24 protein-coding genes are annotated in these 25,569 nt (G+C 40.4%); 15 read left to right on the top strand and 9 right to left on the bottom strand.

The annotated features are described in order from the left end of the window. Positions 1-135: 135 nt before the first annotated feature. The 3 genes from HPE56_RS14145 to HPE56_RS14155 form a co-directional block, all read right to left on the bottom strand. On the bottom strand, positions 136-294 hold the full coding sequence (locus HPE56_RS14145) for a hypothetical protein (RefSeq protein WP_188244408.1): 159 nt from the start codon (positions 292-294) through the stop codon (positions 136-138). Next, positions 285-614: a porin family protein gene (locus tag HPE56_RS14150; RefSeq protein WP_188244409.1), complete on the bottom strand. Its 330-nt coding sequence runs from the start codon at positions 612-614 to the stop codon at positions 285-287. Before HPE56_RS14150 ends, HPE56_RS14145 begins: the two co-directional genes overlap by 10 nt. Positions 615-778: 164 nt before the next feature. Next, positions 779-1,273, bottom strand: a complete 495-nt coding sequence (locus HPE56_RS14155; RefSeq protein ID WP_188244410.1) for an outer membrane beta-barrel protein — start codon at positions 1,271-1,273, stop codon at positions 779-781. A gap of 149 nt (positions 1,274-1,422) precedes the next feature. Between HPE56_RS14155 and xerD the strand changes: the two genes are divergently transcribed. The 3 genes from xerD (at position 1,423) to HPE56_RS14170 (ending at position 4,916) form a co-directional block, all read left to right on the top strand. Further along, positions 1,423-2,319: a site-specific tyrosine recombinase XerD gene (xerD, locus tag HPE56_RS14160; protein WP_188244411.1), complete on the top strand. Its 897-nt coding sequence runs from the start codon at positions 1,423-1,425 to the stop codon at positions 2,317-2,319. A 1,445-nt stretch (positions 2,320-3,764) separates the two neighbouring features. Further along, positions 3,765-4,259, top strand: coding sequence for an RNA polymerase sigma factor (locus HPE56_RS14165; RefSeq protein WP_188244412.1), 495 nt, complete (start codon positions 3,765-3,767; stop codon positions 4,257-4,259). A 6-nt stretch (positions 4,260-4,265) separates the two neighbouring features. Continuing rightward, positions 4,266-4,916 (top strand): hypothetical protein, encoded by a 651-nt coding sequence (locus HPE56_RS14170; RefSeq protein WP_188244413.1) that lies wholly within the window; start codon positions 4,266-4,268, stop codon positions 4,914-4,916. Here HPE56_RS14170 and HPE56_RS14175 read toward each other — a convergent pair. After that, a complete protein-coding gene (locus tag HPE56_RS14175; RefSeq protein ID WP_188244414.1) occupies positions 4,913-5,728 on the bottom strand; it encodes a lysophospholipid acyltransferase family protein in 816 nt (271 codons plus the stop codon). The two genes, HPE56_RS14170 and HPE56_RS14175, sit on opposite strands and share 4 nt — an antisense overlap. 24 nt (positions 5,729-5,752) lie before the next feature. Beyond that, a complete protein-coding gene (locus HPE56_RS14180; RefSeq protein WP_188244415.1) occupies positions 5,753-6,394 on the bottom strand; it encodes an NUDIX hydrolase in 642 nt (213 codons plus the stop codon). Here HPE56_RS14180 and HPE56_RS14185 point away from each other — a divergent pair. Continuing rightward, positions 6,393-7,097, top strand: a complete 705-nt coding sequence (locus tag HPE56_RS14185) for a peptidylprolyl isomerase (protein WP_188244416.1) — start codon at positions 6,393-6,395, stop codon at positions 7,095-7,097. The two genes, HPE56_RS14180 and HPE56_RS14185, sit on opposite strands and share 2 nt — an antisense overlap. 893 nt (positions 7,098-7,990) lie before the next feature. On the opposite strand, the gene HPE56_RS14190 is transcribed toward HPE56_RS14185, so the two are convergent. Then, positions 7,991-8,602, bottom strand: coding sequence for a trimeric intracellular cation channel family protein (locus tag HPE56_RS14190; protein ID WP_188244417.1), 612 nt, complete (start codon positions 8,600-8,602; stop codon positions 7,991-7,993). A gap of 121 nt (positions 8,603-8,723) precedes the next feature. Next, positions 8,724-9,440, bottom strand: coding sequence for an RDD family protein (locus tag HPE56_RS14195; protein WP_188244418.1), 717 nt, complete (start codon positions 9,438-9,440; stop codon positions 8,724-8,726). Between the two features lie 33 nt (positions 9,441-9,473). On the opposite strand from HPE56_RS14195, the gene HPE56_RS14200 reads away from it, so the two are divergent. The 6 genes from HPE56_RS14200 to HPE56_RS14225 all read left to right on the top strand — a co-directional run bounded on the left by HPE56_RS14200 (position 9,474) and on the right by HPE56_RS14225 (position 15,648). Continuing rightward, the gene (locus tag HPE56_RS14200) at positions 9,474-10,439 is read left to right on the top strand and encodes a stage II sporulation protein M (protein ID WP_188244419.1); all 966 of its coding nucleotides are present in this window, start codon (positions 9,474-9,476) and stop codon (positions 10,437-10,439) included. Further along, positions 10,432-11,307 carry a hypothetical protein gene (locus tag HPE56_RS14205; RefSeq protein ID WP_188244420.1) on the top strand — a complete coding sequence of 292 codons (876 nt, stop codon included), beginning with the start codon at positions 10,432-10,434 and terminating at the stop codon, positions 11,305-11,307. Before HPE56_RS14200 ends, HPE56_RS14205 begins: the two co-directional genes overlap by 8 nt. Positions 11,308-11,376: 69 nt before the next feature. Beyond that, positions 11,377-12,114: a DUF4129 domain-containing protein gene (locus HPE56_RS14210; protein ID WP_188244421.1), complete on the top strand. Its 738-nt coding sequence runs from the start codon at positions 11,377-11,379 to the stop codon at positions 12,112-12,114. Further along, the gene (locus tag HPE56_RS14215) at positions 12,107-13,324 is read left to right on the top strand and encodes a DUF4350 domain-containing protein (protein ID WP_188244422.1); all 1,218 of its coding nucleotides are present in this window, start codon (positions 12,107-12,109) and stop codon (positions 13,322-13,324) included. The genes HPE56_RS14210 and HPE56_RS14215 overlap by 8 nt, the downstream gene beginning before the upstream one ends. After that, positions 13,314-14,312, top strand: a complete 999-nt coding sequence (locus tag HPE56_RS14220; protein WP_188244423.1) for an AAA family ATPase — start codon at positions 13,314-13,316, stop codon at positions 14,310-14,312. The genes HPE56_RS14215 and HPE56_RS14220 overlap by 11 nt, the downstream gene beginning before the upstream one ends. Positions 14,313-14,316: 4 nt before the next feature. Continuing rightward, positions 14,317-15,648, top strand: a complete 1,332-nt coding sequence (locus HPE56_RS14225; protein WP_188244424.1) for a DUF58 domain-containing protein — start codon at positions 14,317-14,319, stop codon at positions 15,646-15,648. Here HPE56_RS14225 and HPE56_RS14230 read toward each other — a convergent pair whose 3' ends face one another. Both HPE56_RS14230 and pafA read right to left on the bottom strand, forming a co-directional pair. Continuing rightward, the gene (locus HPE56_RS14230; protein ID WP_188244425.1) at positions 15,649-16,320 is read right to left on the bottom strand and encodes a hypothetical protein; all 672 of its coding nucleotides are present in this window, start codon (positions 16,318-16,320) and stop codon (positions 15,649-15,651) included. 260 nt (positions 16,321-16,580) lie between these two features. Beyond that, positions 16,581-18,176, bottom strand: a complete 1,596-nt coding sequence (gene pafA / locus HPE56_RS14235) for an alkaline phosphatase PafA (protein WP_188244426.1) — start codon at positions 18,174-18,176, stop codon at positions 16,581-16,583. 1,432 nt (positions 18,177-19,608) lie between these two features. Here pafA and HPE56_RS14240 point away from each other — a divergent pair. From HPE56_RS14240 to HPE56_RS14260, 5 genes are all read left to right on the top strand, one after another. Then, entirely contained in the window at positions 19,609-20,304 is a 696-nt protein-coding gene (locus tag HPE56_RS14240; RefSeq protein WP_188244427.1) for a Crp/Fnr family transcriptional regulator, read from the top strand. A 383-nt stretch (positions 20,305-20,687) separates the two neighbouring features. Beyond that, on the top strand, positions 20,688-21,161 hold the full coding sequence (locus HPE56_RS14245) for a DsrE family protein (RefSeq protein WP_223170319.1): 474 nt from the start codon (positions 20,688-20,690) through the stop codon (positions 21,159-21,161). Positions 21,162-21,368: 207 nt separating this feature from the next. Then, a complete protein-coding gene (locus tag HPE56_RS14250; protein ID WP_188244428.1) occupies positions 21,369-22,589 on the top strand; it encodes an MFS transporter in 1,221 nt (406 codons plus the stop codon). 203 nt (positions 22,590-22,792) lie between these two features. Then, a complete protein-coding gene (locus tag HPE56_RS14255) occupies positions 22,793-23,239 on the top strand; it encodes an OsmC family protein (protein WP_188244429.1) in 447 nt (148 codons plus the stop codon). A gap of 1,232 nt (positions 23,240-24,471) precedes the next feature. Then, positions 24,472-25,485, top strand: coding sequence for a sugar phosphate isomerase/epimerase family protein (locus tag HPE56_RS14260; RefSeq protein WP_188244430.1), 1,014 nt, complete (start codon positions 24,472-24,474; stop codon positions 25,483-25,485). Positions 25,486-25,569: the final 84 nt, after the last annotated feature.

Below are 25,569 nucleotides of genomic sequence, written 5' to 3' on the forward strand. Positions count from 1 at the left end.
ATTTTAATTCGGGCAAAAGACTTGGCTTCCCTTATAAATTCAAAAGAAAACGACCCGTTTCGGGGTCGCTTTATACCTTTTAATATCGTATTGGTAGTCCTTCCATCGGAAAACAAAACCGGTTGTATCCTTACATTAAAACATAAAGGCTACACCGACCTGTAATGCAGACCCCTTAATATTGAGTACGCCACCAGCGGGATCAGAATACCTATCGGTCAGTTCGAAGGAATAACGTGCCTGGATCGTAAAATTATCGGTAACATCGAAACCGGCCCCCACGCCTAAATCCACCCCGAGGTACGGAGTACATCATCAACATCGCCATTGGTACCCAAAAGTTCCTCGGCATCGCGAATGGTATTTTTAATATCGTCGAGATTTGAGGAGAAATTCAATTGGGGTCCGGCCTGTATGTGAAATTTAGGGGCTACATAATATTTGGCCATGATGGACAAATAGACAAATGAAAGGTCTTCGGACTTCCCATAGGTCAGTTCTGGCTGTAGATGGAATTTTTCGGTAGCGGCAATATCGACCAAGGCCCCTATATAAAAACCGATATTGTTGATGTTCCCGTATTTTTTTCGACCCCGACAAGGTTCAAAAGGCAATCAACGGAAGAAGTAATGATTTTTTCATAATCGTATAGTGTTTAGTTCATAAAACACGAATCGTGTACACTACCTAATACAAATACGATGTCTAATCCAAAAAAGGGCATAAAAAAAGCGAAAACTGGATTTGTTTTCGCTTTTCGTATGATTGAAAATATGTTCTATAGATTGAATAGTACGCCTAGGTTGATTGTAGACCAAGTACCACCATCCAAACTAATTCCGGTATAAGAGGCATTGATTTCCACACCATCACTAACGGCATAACCTACGGTTGGTCTGTAATAAAAACCACCATCGTTACCATCGTTGATACCTAAGGCATACCCTAAATCGGTACCGATAGATAATTCTTCGCTAGCTTTGTACCTGGCGACTCCTGCCAATGGCAAAAATTGCACATCTGGGACTTCATAAGTATATTCGCCTTCCCCGATTTCCTTACCAAAAGAATTGGTATAACCGGTAGCGACCCCTAAATCGAAATCACCTGCAGTCTCGAACATGTACTGGGCATCCAAACCAATACTAAAGCCTGAAAGATCACCGGCATCACCAGTGGGCAAACCTAAATTGGCCCCTAGTCTAAAGCCGTCTTGGGCATTCATTGAAAATCCGATTAGCGCAAAGGCCAATACTGCTACTACTTTTTTCATAATTGATTGTTTTAAATTGATGGGGCAAACTTAGAATGACTTACATCATTCGACTAATTTTCGTTGTGTAATAATCCAAATATGTTGTGTAATATTGTTTTTTCAGCTTTTTGGAATCGTTTGACGCATATAAATTGAATATTTGTAAAATGAAATGGAAACAAGCTTTAGAAGATTACCAAGACTATCTTAAGCTAGAACGCGGCCTGTCTGACAACTCCATTAAAAACTACCTTTTGGATGTGGCCAAATTAATTGGCTTTCTTGAAGCCAACACACTCTCTGTAAGTCCTTTACTTATTGACAAGGAAACCATACAACGGTTTATCTATGAAATCGCGCAAGACGTAAATCCCCGATCACAGGCCCGTATTATTTCGGGCTTAAAGAGTTTCTTCAACTACTTGACCTTTGAGGATTACCGCACCGACAACCCTATGGATTTGCTTGAATCGCCCAAAATCGGCAGAAAATTGCCCGATACCCTTTCTGAGGACGAAATCGATAAGATCATTGGGGCCGTAGACCTTTCCAAACCCGAAGGGGAACGCAACCGCGCCATGCTAGAGACCTTATATGGGTGTGGACTCCGGGTTTCCGAACTCATAAACCTACGTATATCGGACCTTTTTTTTGAGGAGGATTTTATAAAGGTAACGGGCAAGGGGGACAAACAACGCTTTGTACCGATCAGTGATTTCAATAAAAAATATATCAATATCTACCGAAATGAGGTTCGGGTGCACCAAAACATACAGAAGGGGTTTGATGATATCCTATTTTTGAACCGCAGGGGCAAACAACTTACCCGTGCCATGATCTTTACGATCATCAAACAACTCGCTACCAAAATCGAATTGGGCAAAAGTATTAGTCCACATACCTTTCGGCACTCCTTTGCCACCCATTTGTTAAAAAACGGGGCCGACCTTAGGGCCATTCAACAGATGTTGGGCCATGAAAGCATTACCACCACTGAGGTGTATGTGCACGTCGATCGCTCCCACTTGACCGAGGTCATGGATAAATACCATCCGAGGAAATAGTTGGTAGTTGCTGTTCGCTGCTGGCTAATCGCTGTTCGCTAATGGCTAGTGGCTAATGGCTTTGCGCTTTGCGCTTTGCGCTGCTGGCTGTTCGCTATTCGCTTTGTGCTAATTGCTAATTGTACATTGTTCACTGCTTACTGTTCACTGTACACTGTTCACTGCTTACTACTATGAACAAAAAACTTTTAACTTATAACTCCCAACTTGGCTGTTCGCTTTTCGCTGCTGGCTAATCGCTGTGCGCTATTCGCTATACGCAGACCGCTTATTGCTAATGGTTAATGGCTAATGGCTGTTCGCTTTTCGCTGTTCATTGTTAATTGATCATTGCCCACTGCCCACTGTTCACTGTTCACTGTTCACTGTTCACTGCTTACTGCTTACTGCTTACTGCTTACTGCTTACTACTATGAACAAAAAACTTTTAACTTATAACTCCCGACTTATAACTTCCAACTTGGCTTTTGGCTTTTGTCCCTTGGCTGTTCGCTATTCGCTTTGTGCTAATTGCTAATTGCTAATTGTACATTGTTCACTGCTTACTGTTCACTGCTTACTGTTCACTGTCCACTGTTCACTGCTTACTGCTTACTGCTTACAGTCCATTGCTTACTGCTTACTACTATGAACAAAAAACTTTTAACTTATAACTCCCAACTTGGCTGTTCGCTTTTCGCTGCTGGCTAATCGCTATTCGCTATACGCAGACCGCTTATTGCTAATGGTTAATGGCTGTTCGCTGTTCATTGTTAATTGATCATTGCCCACTGTCCACTGCCCACTGTCCACTGTCCACTGTTCACTGTACACTGCTTACTGCTTACTGCTTACAGTCCATTGCTTACTGCTTACTGCTATGAACAAAAAACTTTTAACTTACCCCTTATAACTTCCAACTTGGTTTTTGGCTTTTGTCCCTTGGCTGTTCGCTAATCGCTTTGCGCTGTTCATTGTTAATTGTTCATTGTCCACTGTTCACTGTTCACTGTTCACTGTCCACTGTCCACTGTCCACTGTTCACTGTACACTGTACACTGTTCACTGCTTACTGCTTACTGCTTACTGCTTACTGCTTACTACTATGAACAAAAAACTTTTAACTTACCCCTTATAACTTTAAACTTGGCTGTTAGCTGTTTGCCATTCGCTGTTCGCCAATTGTTAATTGCTTATTGGTCATTGTTAATTGCTCACTGCCCACTATTTACAGCTCACTGTCCACTGCCCACTCTTTACTGCTCACTGTCCACTATCCACTGCCCACTGTCCACTGCCCACTGTTCACTGTTCACTGTTCACTGCCCACTGTTCACTGCTTACTGTTCACTGTCCACTGTCCACTGTTCCCCCATCCTTTTCGCCTAAATCCTTTTTTTTCTGACCAAAGTGTAACATTTTTGTAAAACGGACTACTTATAACGTAACAACCACCAAACAAAATCGTGAATAAAAAACTGGAGCATCAATTTGTGACGGAGCTTGAGAACAATCAGAATATTGTTCATAAGGTCTGCACCCTGTACACCAACGACAGGCATTCACACAATGATCTGTTCCAAGAAATAACCATACAGCTTTGGAAGGCGTACCCGAAATTTCGGGGAGAATCAAAATTCAGTACTTGGATGTACCGGGTTGCGCTGAATACAGCGATTACACTATACCGAAAATCCAAAAGAAGTATACGGACACAGGATTATGACTCGGTCATTTATAAAATCACGGCCAATGAGTATGATCCCCATGAAGAGGAACAACTGAAACTCATGTATGCCGCTGTAAAGCAATTGGGAGATATAGAAAAAGCGTTGGTCTTCCTGTACCTGGAAGACAAGGATTATCGGGAGATTGCGGAAACCCTAGGTATTACCGAGGTGAATGCGAGAGTGAAGATGAACAGGATAAAAAAGAAATTAAGAACCATATTGAATCCATGACGATATATGATTGACGAACTCGATTTATTAAAAAAAGATTGGCAGAAAAGAGAAGAACACCTTCCTAAGTTGTCCTTTGATCAAATCCATAATATGATCTGGAAGAAATCTTCCTCAATCGTACGATGGATATTGATTATCAGTATTCTGGAGATTACATTGCCTAATTTAATCTACCTATCCCCCTCATTTAGGGAAAATCCCCTATTGCGCGATGCAGGAGGGTTCAATACGATTTATATTGTATTGAATGTATTTTATTATGCGGTTGTTCTTTATTTTATCTTTCAATTCTACCGAAGGTATAAGGAAATTTCAATCTTGGATAGTGCTAAGAATTTAATGCGACAAATAATCAAAACAAGAAAAACAGTTAAACACTATATCATTTTCTGTCTTACAATGAGTCTTGTTTTTTTCGCATTGTTCATCGTCGGTATCTATCTAAGTGATGACGTTTTATTGGCTTTCGATGGTATCGCTGAAAAAAGCAAGGAAATTCCTTTGGAAAAAATCAGAACCACGACCATATGGATCCTATCTATTGGAGCGGTTGTCTTTACTGCTTTTATTGCTGGAATCTACTTTCTGCTCTACGGCTTATTGTTACGAAAGCTTAAAAGGAATTACAAGGAATTGAAACAATTGGAGGTTTAGATTTTCTTACTATTGCGAAATCTACGTAGTTCATTCTCTTCTTCCAAGGCCAGCAGATCTTTTTGGGAGATTACCTTTAAGAAGGAAGGATGTTGCTCTATGGCATATTCCAGCTTTTCAATGATCGCTTCATAGGATTCATTTTCATAATCGATATCCAATGGTTCCTTGATCACCATATTCTGTAGGATACCCTTTTTCTTAACCCGTAGGCCTTTTTTATCAAAGGAACGTCTAAAACCATCAATAACAACAGGCACAACAATCGGTTTGTATTTTTTAATGATATGGGCCGTACCTTTTCGTATCGGTTTCCAAGGGGTAGTGGTCCCTTGGGGAAACGTAATGACCCAACCATCGTTCAGTGCCTTTCCGATATTCGAAATATCGCTCATTTTTACCTGTCGTTTTACGTCCTTACCCTCGGCCCTCCACGTACGTTCTACACTGATCGATCCGGCATAAGCGAAAATCTTGGTCAACAGACTTTTCTTCATGGTCTCCGCAGCCGCAACATAATACACGTTCAATTTGGGATTCCATAGGTAACCTACATTCTTTAGGGAATCATCCCTACCGCTTAAACTAGCATTGAATACATGGAACATGGCAACGACATCGGCGAAATACGTTTGGTGGTTACTGACAAAAAGTACATTTCTATCCGGAAGGTTTCGTATAATCTCGGAACCCTCAATCTCCAAAGTGTTGAAGCCTTTATAACGTTGGTGGGTGAATACACCCAAAATACGGATTAGCCATCTTTTTAAGAAAAGAATGTGACCAAAAGGATTTTTTTTGAATATACCCATAGCTACAAAACTACAAAATAAGCATTATAAAACTTGCTTCAAAAGCTCCTTGATTTCGTTCAGCATCATGGCCGTTGCCCCCCAAACCGTGTAACCATTTAATTTAAAGGCGGGTACATCCATGTTTTTCGCATAAGATGTCGATAATTTTTGGATAAATACCTTGGAGTCATCCATGAAATCAATCAAAGGTACCTCTACCAATGCTTCAACTTCGGACTCTTGCATGATAAAGGGACAGGGATTCGCCATGAGTCCCATAAACGGCTTTACCTCAAAATTACTGGGCGGAATATAGATTTCACTCAATGATTTAATAATCGATACCTTTTCGGGAGGCACGCCTACTTCCTCATATGTTTCCCGCAATGCGGTATGCAAAATATCAGCATCCTCTTTTTCGGACTTCCCCCCGGGGAACCCTATTTGGTTCGAATGTACCCCCTCATAGGTCTTACGAAGGATCAACAGTAAATGGGTAAGGCTTCGCTGATCGGGGTAGAACAAGGCCAAAACAGCGGCTTTTTTCGCATTTTGTTTTTTAATCTCACCGGCTTCCAACTCCTTTAATCGAATTGAAGGGGCCATTTTATAGTGGGAAGCACTACCTGGTAAGGGCAGATTTTTTATTTTTGAACTACGTAAGGCAAAATCATCAAAATTCATGATATCCAAAAAATTCTATTCCACTACAATATTACTACTTATATTTTTGGTTGCCTGTAAGGAAGAACCTAAACCTACCACTGAAAAAGTAACAATTGTAACACAGGATTCCGTAGCACCAAAAGAAGAAATAAAAAAAGAGGAAGAACCTTTTAAACTGACCGATGAAAACGCTATTGATTTCTTCTTTAATTACAATAAGACCCTAAAAGATGACAAGGTAAGGATCACGACCACCTTGGGCAGTTTCACGGTTCAGTTGTATGATAATGTCCCTTATCACAAAGCGAACTTCATCTACTTGACCAAAAAAGGTTATTTCAACAATACCCAGTTTCACCGTGTGGTGAAGAATTTCATTATTCAGGGTGGTAATTCCGACGATAAGGCCACGGCCCAAAAGCGTAATGCTATAGGTAGATATCTACTACCGCCTGATGCGAAAAAAGGATATAAACACCATCGAGGTACCATTTCCATGCCCAGTAGTGAAGTGGATAACCCGCATATGTTGGCCTCTCCCTATGAATTCTTCATTGTGGTCACCAAACCGGGATCTTACCATTTGGATGGGGAATACACGCCATTCGGGAAAGTAATACAAGGTATGGATGTCGTTGACAAAATCAATGCGCAACGTGTCGGAAAGGGCGATTGGCCGTATCAAAACATTTACATTACCAAGGCGGAGGTGGTGAAGTGAATAATTGGCTTTTCGCTTAGCGCTGTTCGCTGTTCGCTAAACGCTTTGTGCTAATTGCTAATTGTACATTGTCCACTGTTCACTGTTCACTGCTTACTGTTCACTGCTTACTGCTTACTGTTCACTGCTTACTGTTCACTGCTTACTGTTCACTGCTTACTGCTTACTGCTTACTGCTTACTGCTTACTGCTATGAACAAAAAACTTTTAACTTATAACTCCCGACTTATAACTTCCAACTTAACTTTTCGCTTAGCGCTTGACGCAGACCGCTAATCGCTTTTCGCTAATGGCTAATGGCTGATGGCTACTGGCTACTGGTTACTGGTTACTGGCTACTGGCTACTGGCTTTCCGCTAATCGCTAAACGCTTTGTGCTAATTGCTAATTGTCCACTGTTCACTGTTCACTGCTTACTGTTCACTGCTTACTGCTTACTGCTTACTGCTTACTACTATGAACAAAAAACTTTTAACTTATAACTCCCGACTTATAACTCCCCACTTGGCTTTTGAAATTTGGAATTTGCTAATGGCTACTGGCTACTGGCTACTGGTTACTGGTACTGGCTACTGGCTACTGGTTACTGGCTACTGGCTGTTCGCTAAACGCTTTGTGCTAATTGCTAATTGTCCACTGTTCACTGCTTACTGTTCACTGCTTACTGTTCACTGCTTACTGCTTACTGCTTACTGCTTACTGCTTACTGCTTACTGCTATGAACAAAAAACTTTTAACTTATAACTCCCGACTTATAACTTCCAACTTAGCTTTTCGCTACTGGCTACTGGCTATTGGCTTTCCGCTAATCGCTATTCGCTTTGCGCTAATTGCTAATTGCTAATTGCTAATTGCTAATTGCTAATTGAAATTTAGAATTCACCTTTCCCTTACTACTTCTTCACCTTATAAATATTAGGCAAGGCGATATGAAACTTTACAGCCAATAAACGGAATACAATAACTATCATAATAGCAACGATATAGGAATACGCGGAATCGATTGGGGTCATAGCCAATAAAAAATACGATACCCCTCCCAAAATACAGGCTGTAGCATAGATTTCCTTTTGGAATATTACTGGAATCTCATTACAGAGGATATCCCGAATCACCCCTCCAAAGGAAGCCGTTATGGTTCCAAGGATAATACATATGGGCGGTGCCAATTCGGCTTCAAGTCCCTTTTCTATACCTACCATGGTGAACAATCCTATACCGATGGTATCGAATAAAAAAAGCGTTTTCCTTAAAAATTTCAATTGGTTTACGAACAATATCGCCAATATGACCGCCCCCAATATCGTAAAGAGATAGATGGGATTCAGCATCCAGAATACAGGCTTATTCCCAATAAGCACATCACGCAGTGTTCCTCCCCCAGTAGCCGTCACAAAGGCAATGATAAGCACCCCGAACAAATCGAGTTTCTTTTCCATGGCCACCAAAACCCCAGAAATTGCGAAAGCTGCCGCACCTAAAATATCAATAATCAAATAAAGCATCGAAAAATAATTTGGAGCGCAAAAGTATGTAATTGCACTGAACTATTTTCAAAAATTTTTAGGTAAAAAAATCACCTAAGTATTTAAAGGACAAAGGAATAATGGAATGCTTTTTTGGAGGCTAAAGTTGCTGGGTATAATAACTGTAATCCTTAATTATGGAGTCCACAAAATCGAGAGGTTTTTCCGCTGTTGTAATCTGGGTCACTTTCTTGATCTGATTGCTCAAGGATAGAATGACTTGGTGATTTCCATTCCTTCTCGCCTGATCGTACAATTCCTTGATTGTCTGCATTTCCCTATCCTCAAAAATCGTAACCTGGGGATACTTGGGTGCATAATCCTCAGGAAATTCCCGTAAGAGGGTGTCTTGCAATCCTACCCGTTTCTTTTCACTAATGACCGTTGTCCCTGCCGCAATATCCCCGACACGTTGACCGTTGCCACGAATCAAAATCGTTAAGACGGCCAACCCCCCAGAGGTTAAGACAACATCAATAACACGAAGGATCCACCGAATGAAATAACTGGAAAAGCCCGGTTTGGAGCCATCCAATTTCACTACCCGTATTTTCATCAACCCCTTACCAATGGTTTTACCATCCATAAAGGTTTCAAATAAAAGATAATATAAAAACGCCGGTAAACCCATGAGCATATATAGGGCCCACATATCCTCCATATCAATGTCCATGCTTATGAGCATAATAATCATCAATATCGTATAGGCCATGATCACAAAACTATCGATCAGGTAGGCCAACATGCGGTCTCCCAAGTTGGCCGTATTTTGACTTATACTTATATTTTGGGCAGTTTCTATTTGAAATTGTTCCATATTTTAGTTCCTTTGGATAAAATCCGGTATTAAATGCGAGAGGCCGCCTTTGTTAAGCAAAATAAAGACAAATGGATAACTTTTGAAAACGCCCTGTCGAACAAAACGAAGATAGCACCTGATGTATTGTCCAATCTGTACATTGAAATAACGGATCATTTGAGTTATGCCAAAACATTTTATGCTGGCAGCAATACGGAATTCTACCTCAACGCACTTGCATCCCAGGCCCACCAAAAGATCTACAAAACCAAAAAAGAACCCAAGAACCGTATCATTTCATTTTGGAAAACGGAATTCCCTACCCTATTCTATCACCATCAAAGAGAGCTTCTGATCGCCTTTCTGGTTTTCACCTTCTTTACGTTGGTCGGGGCTTTCTCGGCCGCCAATGAGGGTGATTTTGTGCGCTCCATTCTTGGTGATGGATACGTGAATATGACGATGGACAACATTGGAAAAGGGGATCCCATGGCCGTTTATAAGGAAATGGGGGAATTCAATATGTTCATGGGTATTACCATCAACAACATTCGTGTAGCCATGATGGCTTTTGCCTATGGGATCATGCTGGGCATAGGAACCTTATGGATCATGATGCAAAATGGGATTATGTTGGGTAGTTTTCAATATTTCTTTTATGAAAAAGGATTACTATGGGAATCCGCACGTACCATATGGATCCATGGGACCATCGAAATCTCGGTCATTATCATCGCAGGCTGTGCCGGACTGGTTCTTGCCAACGGTATGCTGTTCCCAGGGACTTATACCCGGTTGGAATCATTTAAGAGAGGGGTTAAGAACGGACTTAAAATCATGTTGAGTACCGTTCCCTTTTTTATCATCGCGGGGTTCTTGGAGGGTTTTGTGACCCGACATACCGAAATGCCCGATTGGTTGGCCATATTGATCATTTTAACCTCTTTGGCACTAATTCTATTTTATTACGTTATATACCCATATCAATTACATTCAAAACCCAACCAAAATGAATAATTATATCCATTTTAAGAAACAGCGTGAATTAGGTGAGATCCTTTCAGACACCTTTGCTTTTCTTAGATCACAATTCAAACCTTTTATCGCCACCTACTTTAAGATCGTTACCCCCTATCTATTGATCATGTTGATCGCCGTAGGATTTTATCTTTATGCATTCAGTTCGGTCTTGAATATTGGGTCCAGTTCCGGTTCGCTTGTTAGTGGTGTCACCATGATGATCAGCGGCCTCGTTTTCTTGGTAGCCATGATTTTGGTATATGCCGTTTCACAATCAACCGTATTACACTATATAAAATCCTACACAGAACTTCAAGGACAGACCGACTTTGACAAAATAAGAAGGGAAGTCTATGATTCATTATGGAGTTTCATTGGCTTGGGAATCATCGTGGTGTTATCCATCGTGGTGGGATTTATCTGTTGTTTCCTTCCTGGAATCTACTTGGCCGTACCCCTTTCACTCTCCTTTAGCATAATGATCTTTATGAACAAAAGTGTTGGGGAATCTTTCAGTTATGGCTTCACCTTGGTAAAGGACGAATGGTGGATGACCTTCGCCACACTTTTGGTTGTAGGTATCATCGTAGGGGTTGCAGGGTATGCCTTTAGTTTGCCTGCCCAAATATACCAGATTGCAAGTATGGGTATCTTTTCCGGTGAAATGGATGCCTTGGACGTGAACTCCGGTTTTATGGATCCAGTGTATATCATCCTATATATGATAAGTACCTTGGCCCAGATGCTTTTGAATACCATCTCTATTATTGCCGGTGCCTTTATTTTCTTTAACCTCAACGAAAAAAAGAATTTTACCGGCACCTTTGAACGCATTCAGAACTTAGGAAAAACCAACGAGGAATAATCAAATGTAAATTAAAAACACCTGTGGATAGCCCCTTTTTGAATTTAGACCCAAGAACAACGCCCGATCATGCTTAAAAGGCTGTTCTTCACTCTATGTATGGTACTGGCCGCTCCTGTTTTGGGGCAGCAAGACACTACCTTGCTGCGATATGACAATAGGGAGTTAGAGGTGCAGACGATTACCGAGGAAGACCTTGGGCCTTACCGGAACAATCCCGATTTCGATTATGAGGTCGTTGAACCTGACATAACTTGGTGGGACAATTTCACAACTTGGCTCGGTAACCTCTTCCGTCGTTTTTTCGAATGGTTGTTCGGGGCTGAAAAAGCCATTGGCTTTTTTGCTGATTTCCTGCGTATACTGCCATATATTCTAATTGGCATCCTTCTTTTTCTATTGATCAAGTTCTTCTTGAATGTAAATTCAAATGCACTATTGTATTCCAAGTCCAATGAGGCCGTGGTATCCCTATCCGAAGAGGAACATATTATCAAAAATGAGGATATAGACCAATTAATACAAAAAGCGCTGAACGAAAGGAATTACCGCTTGGCCATTCGCTACCAATACCTGTTGATCCTCAAGCAAATGAGTGGAAAAGAACTGATTACTTGGGAAATCCAGAAAACCAACGACGATTATATCAATGAATTGAAAAAGGAAGAACTAAAAACACCTTTCAGGGTCATCACATGGTTATACGACTATGTCTGGTATGGGGATTTCCCCATTGATGAAGCCAAATATTCAAAGGCCGAAAATAAATTTACGTCCCTTCGTAAAACCTTGGAAAACTATGCGTAAAAAAGGCTCCATATACTTGATCATTGGCGCGGTCACCCTAGTGATCCTTATGGTCTTTCAATATAGCAAACCCAAGGAAATCAATTGGTTCCCGTCTTTTGTGGCCCAACATAAAATTCCATACGGCACCTATGTCCTTAATGATTTAATGGAAAAAAAATACAAGGACAACCTCAAACAAATCACCCAGCCCCCTTTTGAAGTACTTCAATCAGCGGATAGCCTTCGCGGCACTTATGTCTTTGTGAACAATGATGTCTTATTCGGAAAGGCCGAGCTCAATAGCTTATTGGATTGGACGTCTAAGGGAAATACGCTTTTTATCGCTTCTAGCAGTTTTGATGAGCAGTTACAGGACACCTTGAATTTTGAGACCTCGGCGTTATATGCAGACTTTGGCGAAAACCCAAAGCAAGTGCATGAATTACTGAATCCAAAATTTAAGAGCGATGCCACCTACACCTTTAGTAAAGATGACTATGCCACGTATTTCAGTAAGATAGATACCCTGAATACCACGTTAATCGGACAAGTAGACTACCCTGTTGAGGATGGTTCCGACACACAAAAACATTTTAATGTCATTCAACAAAATTTTGGCAAGGGAACCATTCTCCTCAATGCCTTTCCGAATGCCTTTACAAATTATTTCATCCTAAAGGACGACAACCGGGATTACATGGCCGGACTCCTTTCCTATATCGATGGGGATCGACCCATTTATATGGACAACCATCATAAATCGGGAAAATCATTTTATACCTCACCCATGTATATCTTCCTTAACAACAAGGAATTGAAATGGGCCTATTACATTGTATTGATCGGGGCACTGGTCTATGTGATTTTTGAAGGAAAACGCAAACAAAGGGCGATTCCCGTTATTGTACCCTTAAAGAACCAAACCCTTGCCTTTACACGTACCATTGCCGATATGTATTTTGAAAAAGGCGAGCAAAAATCGATCACCGAGCATAAAATAGCCTATTTTTTGGAATATATACGTTCCCATTTCTACATGGATACCATTAAGCAAGATGAAGCATTCTATCGCAATTTGGCTGCCCGGAGCAATCATTCCTATGACGAAGTGAAAGACTTGTTCCTGTATATGGAAAAACTAAAGAAAGGTTCGGTTATCACCAATGCCGATTTAATAAAATTGAATACAGAAATTGAAAAATTCAAAGTGAAAGCCCATGGAAAATAACGAGCAAACCAACAACGACCTCAACTTCGATAATAGAATTCCGCTTGAAGAACTAAAAAATGCGGTTTCCAACATTAAAGCCGAACTGGCGAAGGTCATTATCGGGCAAGAAAATTTCATCGAACTAATGATCGTTTCCCTTTTGGTGGATGGGCATGTCCTTATCGAAGGGGTACCCGGTATTGCCAAGACGATTACCGCCAAGCTTTTTGCCAAAACCCTTAAAACCGATTTTAGCCGTATACAGTTTACCCCTGACCTCATGCCCAGTGATATTTTGGGCACCTCGATTTTCAATGTAAAAACATCGGAATTCGAATTTAAGAAAGGTCCTATTTTCTCCAATATCATATTAATCGATGAGATCAATCGCGCACCCGCAAAAACCCAAGCGGCCATGTTCGAAACAATGGAAGAACGACAGGTGACCATGGATGGCACCACCTACAGCATGGATACCCCTTTCATGGTACTTGCCACCCAAAACCCAATTGAACAGGAAGGCACCTACGCCCTACCCGAAGCACAGTTGGACCGTTTTATTTTTAAGATCAAAGTGGATTACCCTTCGGTTGAGGAAGAAATAAAGATCATACAGACCCACCACGAACGGAAAGGAAAAAACCCACAGGAAAAAATTAGTGGTGTGCTGACCCCGGAACAACTGGCCGACTATAAATCGAAGATACAGGATGTCGTGGTCGAGGAAAAATTAATTAAATACATTGCCGATATCATAACCAAAACGAGGAATCATCCCCATTTGTTTTTAGGGGGATCCCCGAGGGCCTCCATCGCTACCCTGAACGCCGCGAAAGCCTTTGCCGCAATCAAGGGAAGGGATTTCGTGATACCGGAAGATGTAAAAAAAGCACTGGTGCCCATTTTAAACCATAGGATAATCCTAACCCCTGAACGTGAAATGGAAGGTATGACCACCGAAAGCGTGATAAACATGATCGTAGAGTCCGTAGAAATACCCCGGTAGTGTTATGCAGTTTCTAAAATCACTCTACATACACAACACCTTTTTTAGGTATATCGCAGTCCTTGCCGGCTGTTTTATGCTTTCCTTCTGGATTCCCGTCCTCTATCCCACTGCTTGGATATTGACCCTATTACTGTTGGGATTGTTCCTGTTCGATATCTATCTACTATATACCCATTCCAAAGGTCTTGTGGCCAATCGGGTATTACCCAAAAAACTATCGAATAGCGACCCTAATCCTATTTGCATAGTCTTTGAATCCTTCTATCCGTTTAAAACTTACATCTCCTTGATCGATGAATTGCCACAACAGTTTCAAAAGCGTGACTTTGAATATAGAACGAGTTTGTTTAGAAACGAAAAAAAAGAGTTTGAATATACCGTCCGTCCCGTGGAACGAGGGGAATATGTTTTTGGAAACTTGAATGTTTATGCATCCTCGGCCCTGAAAATCATAAAAAGGCGTTTTGTGTTCCAAAAAAACCAAATGGTGCCCGTTTATCCAAGCATCATCCAAATGCAGCAGTACGACTTTTTGGCCATTAGCAATAACCTAACCCAGATCGGACTCAAGAAAATAAGGCGTATTGGTCATACCCAAGAGTTTGAACAAATAAAGGAATACGTCGCAGGAGACGATATTCGCACCGTAAACTGGAAAGCCACCGCAAAACAAAACCAGTTGATGATAAACCAATTCCAAGACGAAAAGTCACAACCTATCTATTCCATCATCGATACGGGAAGGGTAATGAAAATGCCCTTTAACGGACTCAAATTGTTGGATTATGCGATAAATGCAACCCTCGCTTTTTCGAACGTCGCCCTTAAAAAGAATGATAAAACGGGAATGGTTTCCTTTTCAAAAAAAATAGAAACCTTTGTGCCTGCCGTTCAAAAACTGACCCATCTCAATACGATACTGGAAAAACTGTACAACATCACCACGGAATACACAGACTCCGATTTTGGATTGCTCTACGCCCATGTAAAACGAAAGGTAACACACCGGAGCCTATTGCTTTTATACACTAATTTTGAACATATTTCGGCATTAAAAAGACAATTGCCCTACCTAATGGGTATGGCCAAAAAACATGTCTTGGTAGTTATCTTCTTTGAGAATACCGAGCTGGAAGAACTCATTAGTGCTGATGCCGAAGACCTACAGACCATATATCATAAGACCATTGCCGAAAAATTCTCATTGGATAAAAGATTGATGCAAAAAGAATTGCAACGTTATGGTATTCAGACCATCCTCACCAAACCCGAAGAACTGACCATTAATACCATAAACAAGTACCTCGAAATCAAATCGCGCGGTCTTCTTTGATCATTGCATGTCCGGTAATTGAAGAATGCGCTGGGATCGCAATGTCGAGGTTATATTCCTGGATGCAGAAATTGTGATATCCACATAGCGGAAATTCCCTGTTTTAGGCAAAGTCAACAATGCTGCATAACAATTACAAGATCTGTATTTTCTTCTTTTCTTAGTCTTTTTCAATAATAGATCAAGGGCAAATCCAGAAACTATCCCGCCAAGTACCGTAAACACGATATCATTGTTGTCCCAACCACCATAATCTGCCTGATCTATCGCCTCCTTCACCACTCCAGCAGCCAAGCTACTTCCTACTGCCCCAGTCCACATCCAATATGGGTCACCATCGAACATATGATGGGCCGTATAACCTCCAACAGTCCCAATGATAAATCCGGCACCAAAGTGTAAAGGCTTATCCTTTGTTATTGTTGTTTGTGCGCTGACCATACTGCAAACAATGCACATTACAATAAGTAAAAATCCTTTTTTCATAAAAAGTGTTACCCATATCGCACAGCTTAAATGGCACATATGGTGATGAATGCGCAAAATACCTGTTTTAGGTAGTATGAAACCATAATCATCCTTATTTTCGATATAACGGTTATTTATACTGTTTTTTGATGCATCCCGAATGAAGAACTTGTATTTATTGTATGGATTACGTATTCCGGCCATTATATTTACGGAACACAGGATGCTATCACGCCCTATCCAAACCCAGTGTTCAGCCTTCGTCAACAACCGACCTACTACCAAAAAAGTTATACGCCGTATCCATTAATTCCCTTAACGGATACGACGCATAACAAATATGTTGGAATTCCTTGGTTTCAGAAACATCGGAAATCCGTTAGAATTTATTTTTCAGCCTCCCAGCAAATCCACCGGGAAACACTTTTCTTTCCATCTTGGTTGAGGATGGCCCCCAAGTTTGGTTAATCTGTAATCTCGGTAATCACGTGTCCAATACTTCCACTGGGTTGTTGTATGTTCAAGATTGCCGCAAGCGTAGAGGCAATATCGGTCATCCCAACCAACCTATGCGTTTTTCCTGGGCGTATACCTGTTCCCATCCATACAAGTGGGATATGAGCGTCATAAGGGTTCCAATCGCCATGGGTGGCTCCTGTCCGTGATCCACTTTTCCATCCCGAGGATTTAACAATTACAATATCCCCACTGCGTTTGGGGTGGTACCCATTGATTAACATGGTCTTTATAGGTTCGGGATAAGTGGCCGATGCAAGAGCTTCATTCAAGAATGCCGTCTCAATACCGGGAACCTGCTTCAATTGTTCTATAATATAATTCGCAACGGTAATCTTATCAATTCCCGCTTTAGAAATCACATCGTAATCCAAGTAAATCTGATAGCCATTTCTGGTTAGGATAAGACCGGGGATTCCGAACTTTTTCTCTAATTCCGTATCTAAGTTCTTAAAAACATCATTGGTCAAAACACCCGTGGGAAGCTTGTTTTCTTCCAAGTATCCCGGTGAGTGATTGGCGCCATGGTCTGCTGTTATAAAAAACAGATAACCATCCTTGCCATATCTTTTATCCAAATAGCCAAAAAGATCTTCCAAATCCTTATCCAACCTAAGGTAGTTGTCTTCCACCTCAATTGAATTGGGTCCATAGGCATGGCCGATCTTATCGGGACTGGAAAGGCTGATAGCAAGCAAATCGGTAAATTTACCTTGACCCAACTTGTATCCCTCCATGGCTACTTTTGCAAATTCCAGGGTCCAGGTATTTCCAAACGGAGATCTACTTATCGAAGGTTTATGGGGAAATACCGATTTTTTTTCGCCCTTATAAATCGTTTCATAATCCTTGTCATCCTCGTCACTTAACACATAGGTATCAGCAGGGTATAGTGTTTTCCAACCCTTTGGCATCAATAGTTTATCCCAATCTTTTTCGTTGAATTTCCTTGCCCATTCCGGCAAGGCATCCATATAATACGTACTGGTGGTGAATTTCCCGGAATCTTCCCAAAAAGCTCCATTCGCAGCATGTCCGCCAGGAAGAATGGCTCCCCGATCTTTAATGGATATCCCTACTACTTTACTCTGATAATTGGTTGCGATTCGCAATTCATCACCAATAGTGGTGGTAAGCAGATTACGGGGAGATTTATTCTGCTTGGCATTTCCCCCTACCCCGGTTACCGTGGAATCCTCGACGTTGGATATTTCACGGCCCCAAGAACGATCATACCAGGAGTTACCTGCAATACCGTTTATTGCTGGGACCGAACCTGTATAAACCGACGAATGGCCACAAGCTGTAACCGTTGGAGCATGTTGTATCATCGTATTCTCGCAACTGAAACCTTGATCAAGAAGCCGTTTGAATCCACCATCCCCATATCTATCCTGGTATTTGTATAAATAATCCCATCGCATCTGATCCACCATAAGGCCTACTACTATTTTAGGCTTTTTTACAGGTGCAGTTTGGGCCACACATGGATTGGAGAATACATGGAATGTCATTAGAAAAAGAAGAAGCACTATTTTTTTCATGATATGCATTTTGGAAATATGATTACTGAATATTACGTTTTGCCGAATAGGTTAAAGTTTGATTTTAATGACTAAGATCAAAGGGTTTGATTCTTCATCAAAACTATCCTCTTTTACAATCAAAATCACATAGTATCTTATTGAAAACCTATATATTTTTGATGATTTCTGATAAGATTATCCAAATTTCGGAATTTCAGGTTAATATGCCATTAGCAAAATCATAAGTTTTATCGATTCAATATTTACTTTAAATCACAGGAATTAATCAATGAAATAAAAAGTATGGTCAAACCTGGGTCAATCCCAAAATAGGCCGTTCCTTTTTTAGGACCCCGTTCAGGGGTGTGAAAAATATAGCATTCTTCCTTTATGGATTAACCACAATTTTTGCATAAACACAACAATTGATCCTGATCCTCAAACCTTACCCCCGGTCCTGGCCATAATTTTGAAATATTATCGGTAACGATCTTAAGAAAATGGGAGATATTCCCTTGGGCTGGAACAAATGGACTATAATTACTAGGTAGACTTCCCCTGATTGGGTACAAATCACCTTCAGCACTACAAAAAGTAGGAACAGGAACTGAATTTTGGAATAAAATAGGGGATTGGGGACATTTACTCTTGGGCGATAGTGTTTACCAGACCTTTTTGACCGGCAAATTTGACAGGGATAAACCTTTAATCAATCGTTGAAAAGTACTTTTCGAGAAAAAACCCTTCCCTTTTGACACCCGATTTTTTCAACGGATTATGTCTTAGAAAGTCCCCCAAAAACAGGTTATAACAAAAATCTTTCCTTTATCCGCACTGAAAACTGAACACTGAATGTAATCTTCTTTTGGCTATCATACATAAATACACTCAGTATCCAGCATTCGTCAACAACCTATCAACTACTAAAAATCTTATACGCAGTATCTTTATTTTCCACTAACCGATACAACGCATAACAAATAACAAATATGTCTAAATTCCCAAGTTCAGGAACGTGGAAATTTGTAAGGACCTTATTTTGATTTAGACCTAAACCGCAAAGATTTTATATCCTTTATCATAGTGATGCCCAATAATAAAAAGGAGCATCCAAACACCGATTTTCCAATCGTACAAAACGCACATTCAAAATAATTCAATGAACATCCCATATAATGACTGACACAACCAACGATAATCATAATGAGGTAATCAACCATTACGAAAACCGATAATAAGAACAACGATTTTATAGCTATATCTTTCATGTCCGTACTATTTAAAATCTTGGATTACTTCTTTATTTAAAGGTAAATAGCAAGTACAGCTTCACAAAGTACTTTAGATAACCATTTCTTTGCCTTACTAATGGTATTTTTAACATTCTATGATGTAATTTTACATTTTATGCCTTGAAACACAAAAAGATAGAACAAACATTCCAGATATAATGCCTGATTTTTTAACCCAAAAAAGCAATCTAAACAACGAATTTTTAAATGCCCAAGCATGCCTGAATGTTTTATCCGATGAGGAAAAACAGGAACTGATCGACGGCAAGACCGATATCGAGTTTGAAGCTGGCGAACACATTGTCAAAAGAGGGGTTTTGGCCAATAATGTGCTCTATTTGACTGAAGGTCTTGTGAAATTGGAACTGGCCAATGATTCAATACCCTCAACCATCGCCATTCTTGAACCCCATTCTTTCATAGGTATCGTTTGTTGTTTTGCCTTTAAAAAAATAGATTTTACCGCAACTGCTTTAACAAAAACCAAAGTCAGTTTTATCGGGATGGATGTTTTTGAGCGATTTATAAAGGACAACGGTGAATTTGCCTTAAGCCTGATCAAGCATATGTCCGGGATCAGTAATCAATTGTTACATCGCCTTACCGGACTGTCCAAAAAGCACATTGATGGTGCTTTAGCGTATATTTTGCTCGATTTTATGGCTATTTACAAGGCCGATGAATTCGAGTTGCCCATGTCAAGGGTTGAATTGGCCAATATGCTGGACTATTCCAAGGAAAGTGTCATCAATACCCTCTCAAAATTCAATAGGGAAAAGATCATTAAGGTCAATGGCAAAAAAATCAAGATTTTGGATCGTGAAAATCTAACGCAAATCTGCAAACTAGGATAAACCACACTACGCCGGTATAACTGTTTGTAAGGCAGTTGGATGCGAATTGCTTATCAATGGGACTAGTGGTCAAAAAGCCAAGCCCGAAAACGAAGCCATTCACCATAAGTGACATTGAACCTAAAGTAACGTTATCCCAACGAATTACCGGCCACCTTCTATCGGGTTTTATTTCCTATGCCTGGTTATACCATATAGCATACATTCTTACGTTCCATGACCAGTTACCTATGTAACGAAAACTCTTTGTACTATGATATTCGTCATTAGATCTATGATTTTTTGAACTTAAATTATAGCCCTTAATCTAATAAAGCAACAACCTTACTTACAGTATTGAAACATTCATAACAAGTAATTAGTTTAATTTAAAAATAAAGAAAATGAAGAATCTCGGACTGTTATTTATTTCAGGATTAATGATGTTTAGCTGTAATCAAATGCCAAAAACGGCTAGTGACATGAACCAAGAAAAAGAAAGTGTAGTGCTGGCCAAACCGGTCAAAAATGGAATGTTGATTCACATCACAAAAGGTTATGACGACCCCCATAGGGTATTAATGGCCTTAAAAATGGCGACAATGATGGCTGAGGACAAGGATGTGCTTGTTTATATGGACATTGATGCGGTTGGTTTATTGGTCAAAGAAGCGAAAGACTTAAACCATCCTGGTTTTGAATCTGCCCACACTTACATAAAACAACTCGTTGAAAAAAATGTGGGGGTATATGCCTGCCCAACCTGCATTAAAGTTGCAGGTTTCACCCCTGAAGACCTAATGGAAGGTGTTCAGGCAGCCCAAAAAGACAAATTTTTTGATTTTACTAAGGGACGAATTATCACCTTGGATTATTAATACGATTTAACACGAACTCAATTTTCACAATAGCTATCCATTTGGGTAGCTATTGTTTCTTAAGGCAACAAAATGCAGCTGAAGGATGAAATACCCAAAAGAAACCTCCTTCGTACGTATGCTGGGGACATGGTGACTTTTGTAACAGTGTAATTATGATTTTGCCATTACTTTTGAACACTTCCCTCTAAATAAAATCGAACCTAAATGGAATTATCACCATCTACTTCAAAACGCAATTTTAATTCATTGTTGTGGCATGCAGCGTTCTTATCCCTGGCACAGGTTTTTATGGATGTGGACACCATAATCCCGGCCATGCTCGTCGATGCCGGTGGAAGTGCCATACAAATCGGTATTCTAACGGCAATTATGCTTGGCGGGTCCAGTTTTTCGCAATTGCTTTACGCCCCTTTTGTAAGTAATAATCACTTCAAGAAAAAGTTCTTGCTCATAGGAATCAATTCAAGGATCTTCGCCTTACTTGGCTTGGCACTAATGCTTTATTTTTCTTCTGTGGTCGATGAATCGATGACCATCTGGATGATCTTTATCTTGATTTCCATTTTTTCATTTGGCGGGGCTTTTGCCAATTTAAGTTATACGGACATATTGGGTAAATCGATCATACAGGACACCCGTAAATCGTTCTTCTCATCGCGACAGGTCATTAAAGCGATTATCTTGTTTTTTGCCGCCCTGATCGCTAAAAAGATTTTCAATCTAGCTGACTATCCGGTCAATTACGGATATATGTTTTTTATCGCCTTTGCCGCACTTTTAATTTCATCCCTAGGTTTTTGGAACATTAAAGAGGTTACCCCTTCACGCCTATCCGTAAAAAGTCCGAAACACTTTTTTCAATTGATCACAACGGAACTACAACAAAATAAAAAACTGAAATATTTTCTAGGTTACATCAATACGATGGGGATCAGTATTGCCCTGCTCCCATTTGTAGTCCTTTATGCCAAGGAGTTCTACCTAACTGATAGTGCCGATACAGGCTCGTTTCTGCTCTATAAGATTATCGGTAGCATAATTGCAGGTTCGATCTTATTCGTTTTGGCAAAAAGGTATAAATACCAATATCTACTGTATGGAAGTGCGGTATTGGCTTTTGCCCTACCGTTATTCATTTTACTATCTACCGAAATGCCTTCCTTCGTTCTCGTTTTTTTTATCGGGGGCATCATTTATACCACCTATACCATTTCAATGAACGGGGTCCTCTTGGAAGTTTCAGGGACTGAAAACCGTACACTATACACGGGAATAACCGGAATCGGCAATATTCTACCTGCCCTATTCCCAATCGCGGGCGGATGGATCATTCACCAATTCGGGTTCCAGTTGTTCTTTATACTTTTTATGTTCATTATTTTATGTTCTTTATTTTTCATCTATAAACTGGACTGTAAGAAATAAAGACTACCCATCCAGCACCCAAGACCCCAAATCTTGAACTCCAAACCTCAAACTTTAAATAAGTACCTCTTGAACAATCAAACAGCCATAAACATGTGAGTGACCTATGTTACAAAATAGTTCGATTTTTGATTTTAACTTGCCGTTTTTTAAACACTGAACTTATATTGGAATCTAGAAAACCAACTAAAAGAAACTGAACTATGGAACCTCATTTTTTTAACGTAGATGTAAATTGGAAAAAGGATCGTATGGGAGTTATGTGCTCCCCAGAATTAAACCTTGAAACCAACAATTGTATAGAAATTGCCACTCCACCGGAATTCCCCAAAGGCATGCCTGGAAAATGGTCTCCAGAACATTTATTTACCGCAGCAGTGAATAGCTGTTTAATGACCACCTTTTTGGCGATAGCCGAAAATTCAAAATTGGAGTTTTCAAGTTTCAGTTGTAAATCAAAAGGGAAAATGGAACGTGTCGAAGGTAAATATCTAATGACCGAAATTGTTTTGGAACCATCTGTGACTATTTCCGATGAACAATACAGGGGGAAAGCAGAAAAGGTCTTACAAAAATCAGAGGCTGCATGTTTAATTTCCAATTCGATAAAATCGAAAATAACCATGGTTCCGACCATTCATATCGCCTAAACCAACCCATAACATCAGGTAAAGGTAGACTGTCGTACAAATTGAAATCATGGGTTTAATATACCTAAATCCTTTAGCCATCCGTATGACTTTTATTCATTTATCGCTATTCGCTTGGCGCAAATCGCTATTCGCACATCGCTTACCGCCAATTGCTCATTACTAACTGTACATTGTTAATTGTTCATTGTTCACTGCTTACTGTTCACTGCCTACTGTTCACTGCCTACTGCCTACTGCTTACTGCTTACTGCTTACTGCTTACTGCTATGAACAAAAAACCTTTTAACTTATAACTTCTCACTCATAACTTCCAACTTGGCTATTCGCTGCTCGCTAATCGCAGACCGCTTATCGCTATTCGCTTGGCGCAAATCGCTATTCGCACATCGCTTACCGCCAATATCTCATTACTAACTGTACATTGTTAATTGTTCACTGCTTACTGTTCACTGCCTACTGTTCACTGCTTACTGTTCACTGCCTACTGCTATGAACAAAAAACCTTTTAACTTATAACTTCCAACTTTGCTATTCGCTGATGGCTGCTCGCAGACCGCTTATCGCTATTCGCTTGGCGCAAATCGCTATTCGCACATCGCTAACCGCCAATTGCTCATTACTAACTGTACATTGTTAATTGTTAATTGTTCACTGCTTACTGCTTACTGTTCACTGCTTACTGTTCACTGCTTACTGTTCACTGCCTACTGTTCACTGCCTACTGTTCACTGCCTACTGTTCACTGCCTACTGCCTACTGCTTACTGCTTACTGCTTACTGCTATGAACAAAAAACCTTTTAACTTATAACTTCTCACTTATAACTTCCAACTTGGCTATTCGCTGCTCGCTAATCGCAGACCGCTTATCGCTATTCGCTTGGCGCAAATCGCTATTCGCACATCGCTTACCGCCAATTGCTCATTATTACTAACTGTACATTGTTAAATGTTCTCTGCTTACTGATTACTGCTTACTGCTTACTGTTCACTGCTTACTGTTCACTGCTTACTGTTCACTGCTTACTGTTCACTGCTTACTGTTCACTGCTTACTGTTCACTGCCTACTGTTCACTGCCTACTGTCCACTGTTCACCCCCCTATACATTACCCACCGTCTTTCCCCCAAAAATTAGTTAGGTATTCCGTTGTCATATGGTCGCTAAATTCGTAACTTACTCCTTGAATTTTTTTCTAGTAAACCAATCAAAATTAATACCTAATAATTACATGAAAAACAAGATGAATACCTTGGCCTTCGCATGCAGTGCGATTTTCCTTTTCTCAACAACCATCGGATGTAAGAATAAGGAATCGAAACCCTCAGAAGCCGAAGCTACGGAAGTTCAGGCAGAAGCTGAACCAGACTTTAAAATTTCCTTGGCCCAATGGTCCCTGCACAAAACCTTTTTTGGAGGTCAAATCGACTGGGAAAATTTTGGGAAAACACTAAAGGAATCACCCGATGATCTACTGAAAGGCCCGGATCCCATGGAATTTCCTGCAATGGCAGCGGCTTATGGCATAAACACCATCGAATTGGTCAATACCTTTTACTTCAGTAAAGGCGATGACATGGCGTATTGGACAGCCTTTAAAAAGAAATGTGATGAGGCCGGGGTAACGGTCGGTTTGATCATGTGTGATGCCTTGGGCAATCTTGGGGATGCTGATCCCGAAAAGCGTAAGGCTACGGTTGAAAACCATTACAAATGGGTCGATATCGCCGAATTCCTAGGGGCACATTCCATTCGTGTGAACGCAGCCGGTGAAGGTACCGCCGAAGAAGTAGCCGAACATGCGGTCGCCGGACTTAAAAGTTTAGCGGAATACGGTGCAACTAAAGGCATCAACATCATCGTAGAAAACCATGGTGGTTATTCTTCCGATGGTACATGGCTCAGTGGGGTCATGGATAAAGTAGGTATGGACAATGTAGGTACACTCCCCGATTTCGGGAATTTCTGTATCGAAAGGGGTCCCGATGGTTGCATCAAGGAATATGACCGCTATAAGGGAATCGCGGAATTAATGCCCTATGCCAAAGGCGTAAGTGCCAAATCACATAATTTTGATGAAAATGGCAATGAAGTGGATTCCGATTTTCTACGTATCATGAAAATTGTAAAGGAATCCGGATTCAAAGGCTATGTCGGCATCGAATATGAAGGTACCGAACTTTCCGAAGATGAAGGTATCAAGGTAACAAAAGCCTTGTTAGAGAAAGTATTTGCTGAATTGTAATATATACGTAAAGAGAATCAAATCTTTTTATCGCCATTTTCCAAAACAAGGCGGGTACACTAAGAAACATTAAAGGGAGGACAA

Origin of the sequence: Maribacter aquimaris (genome assembly GCF_014596745.1) — a bacterium.
Classification (GTDB): Bacteria; Bacteroidota; Bacteroidia; order Flavobacteriales; family Flavobacteriaceae; genus Maribacter_A; species Maribacter_A aquimaris.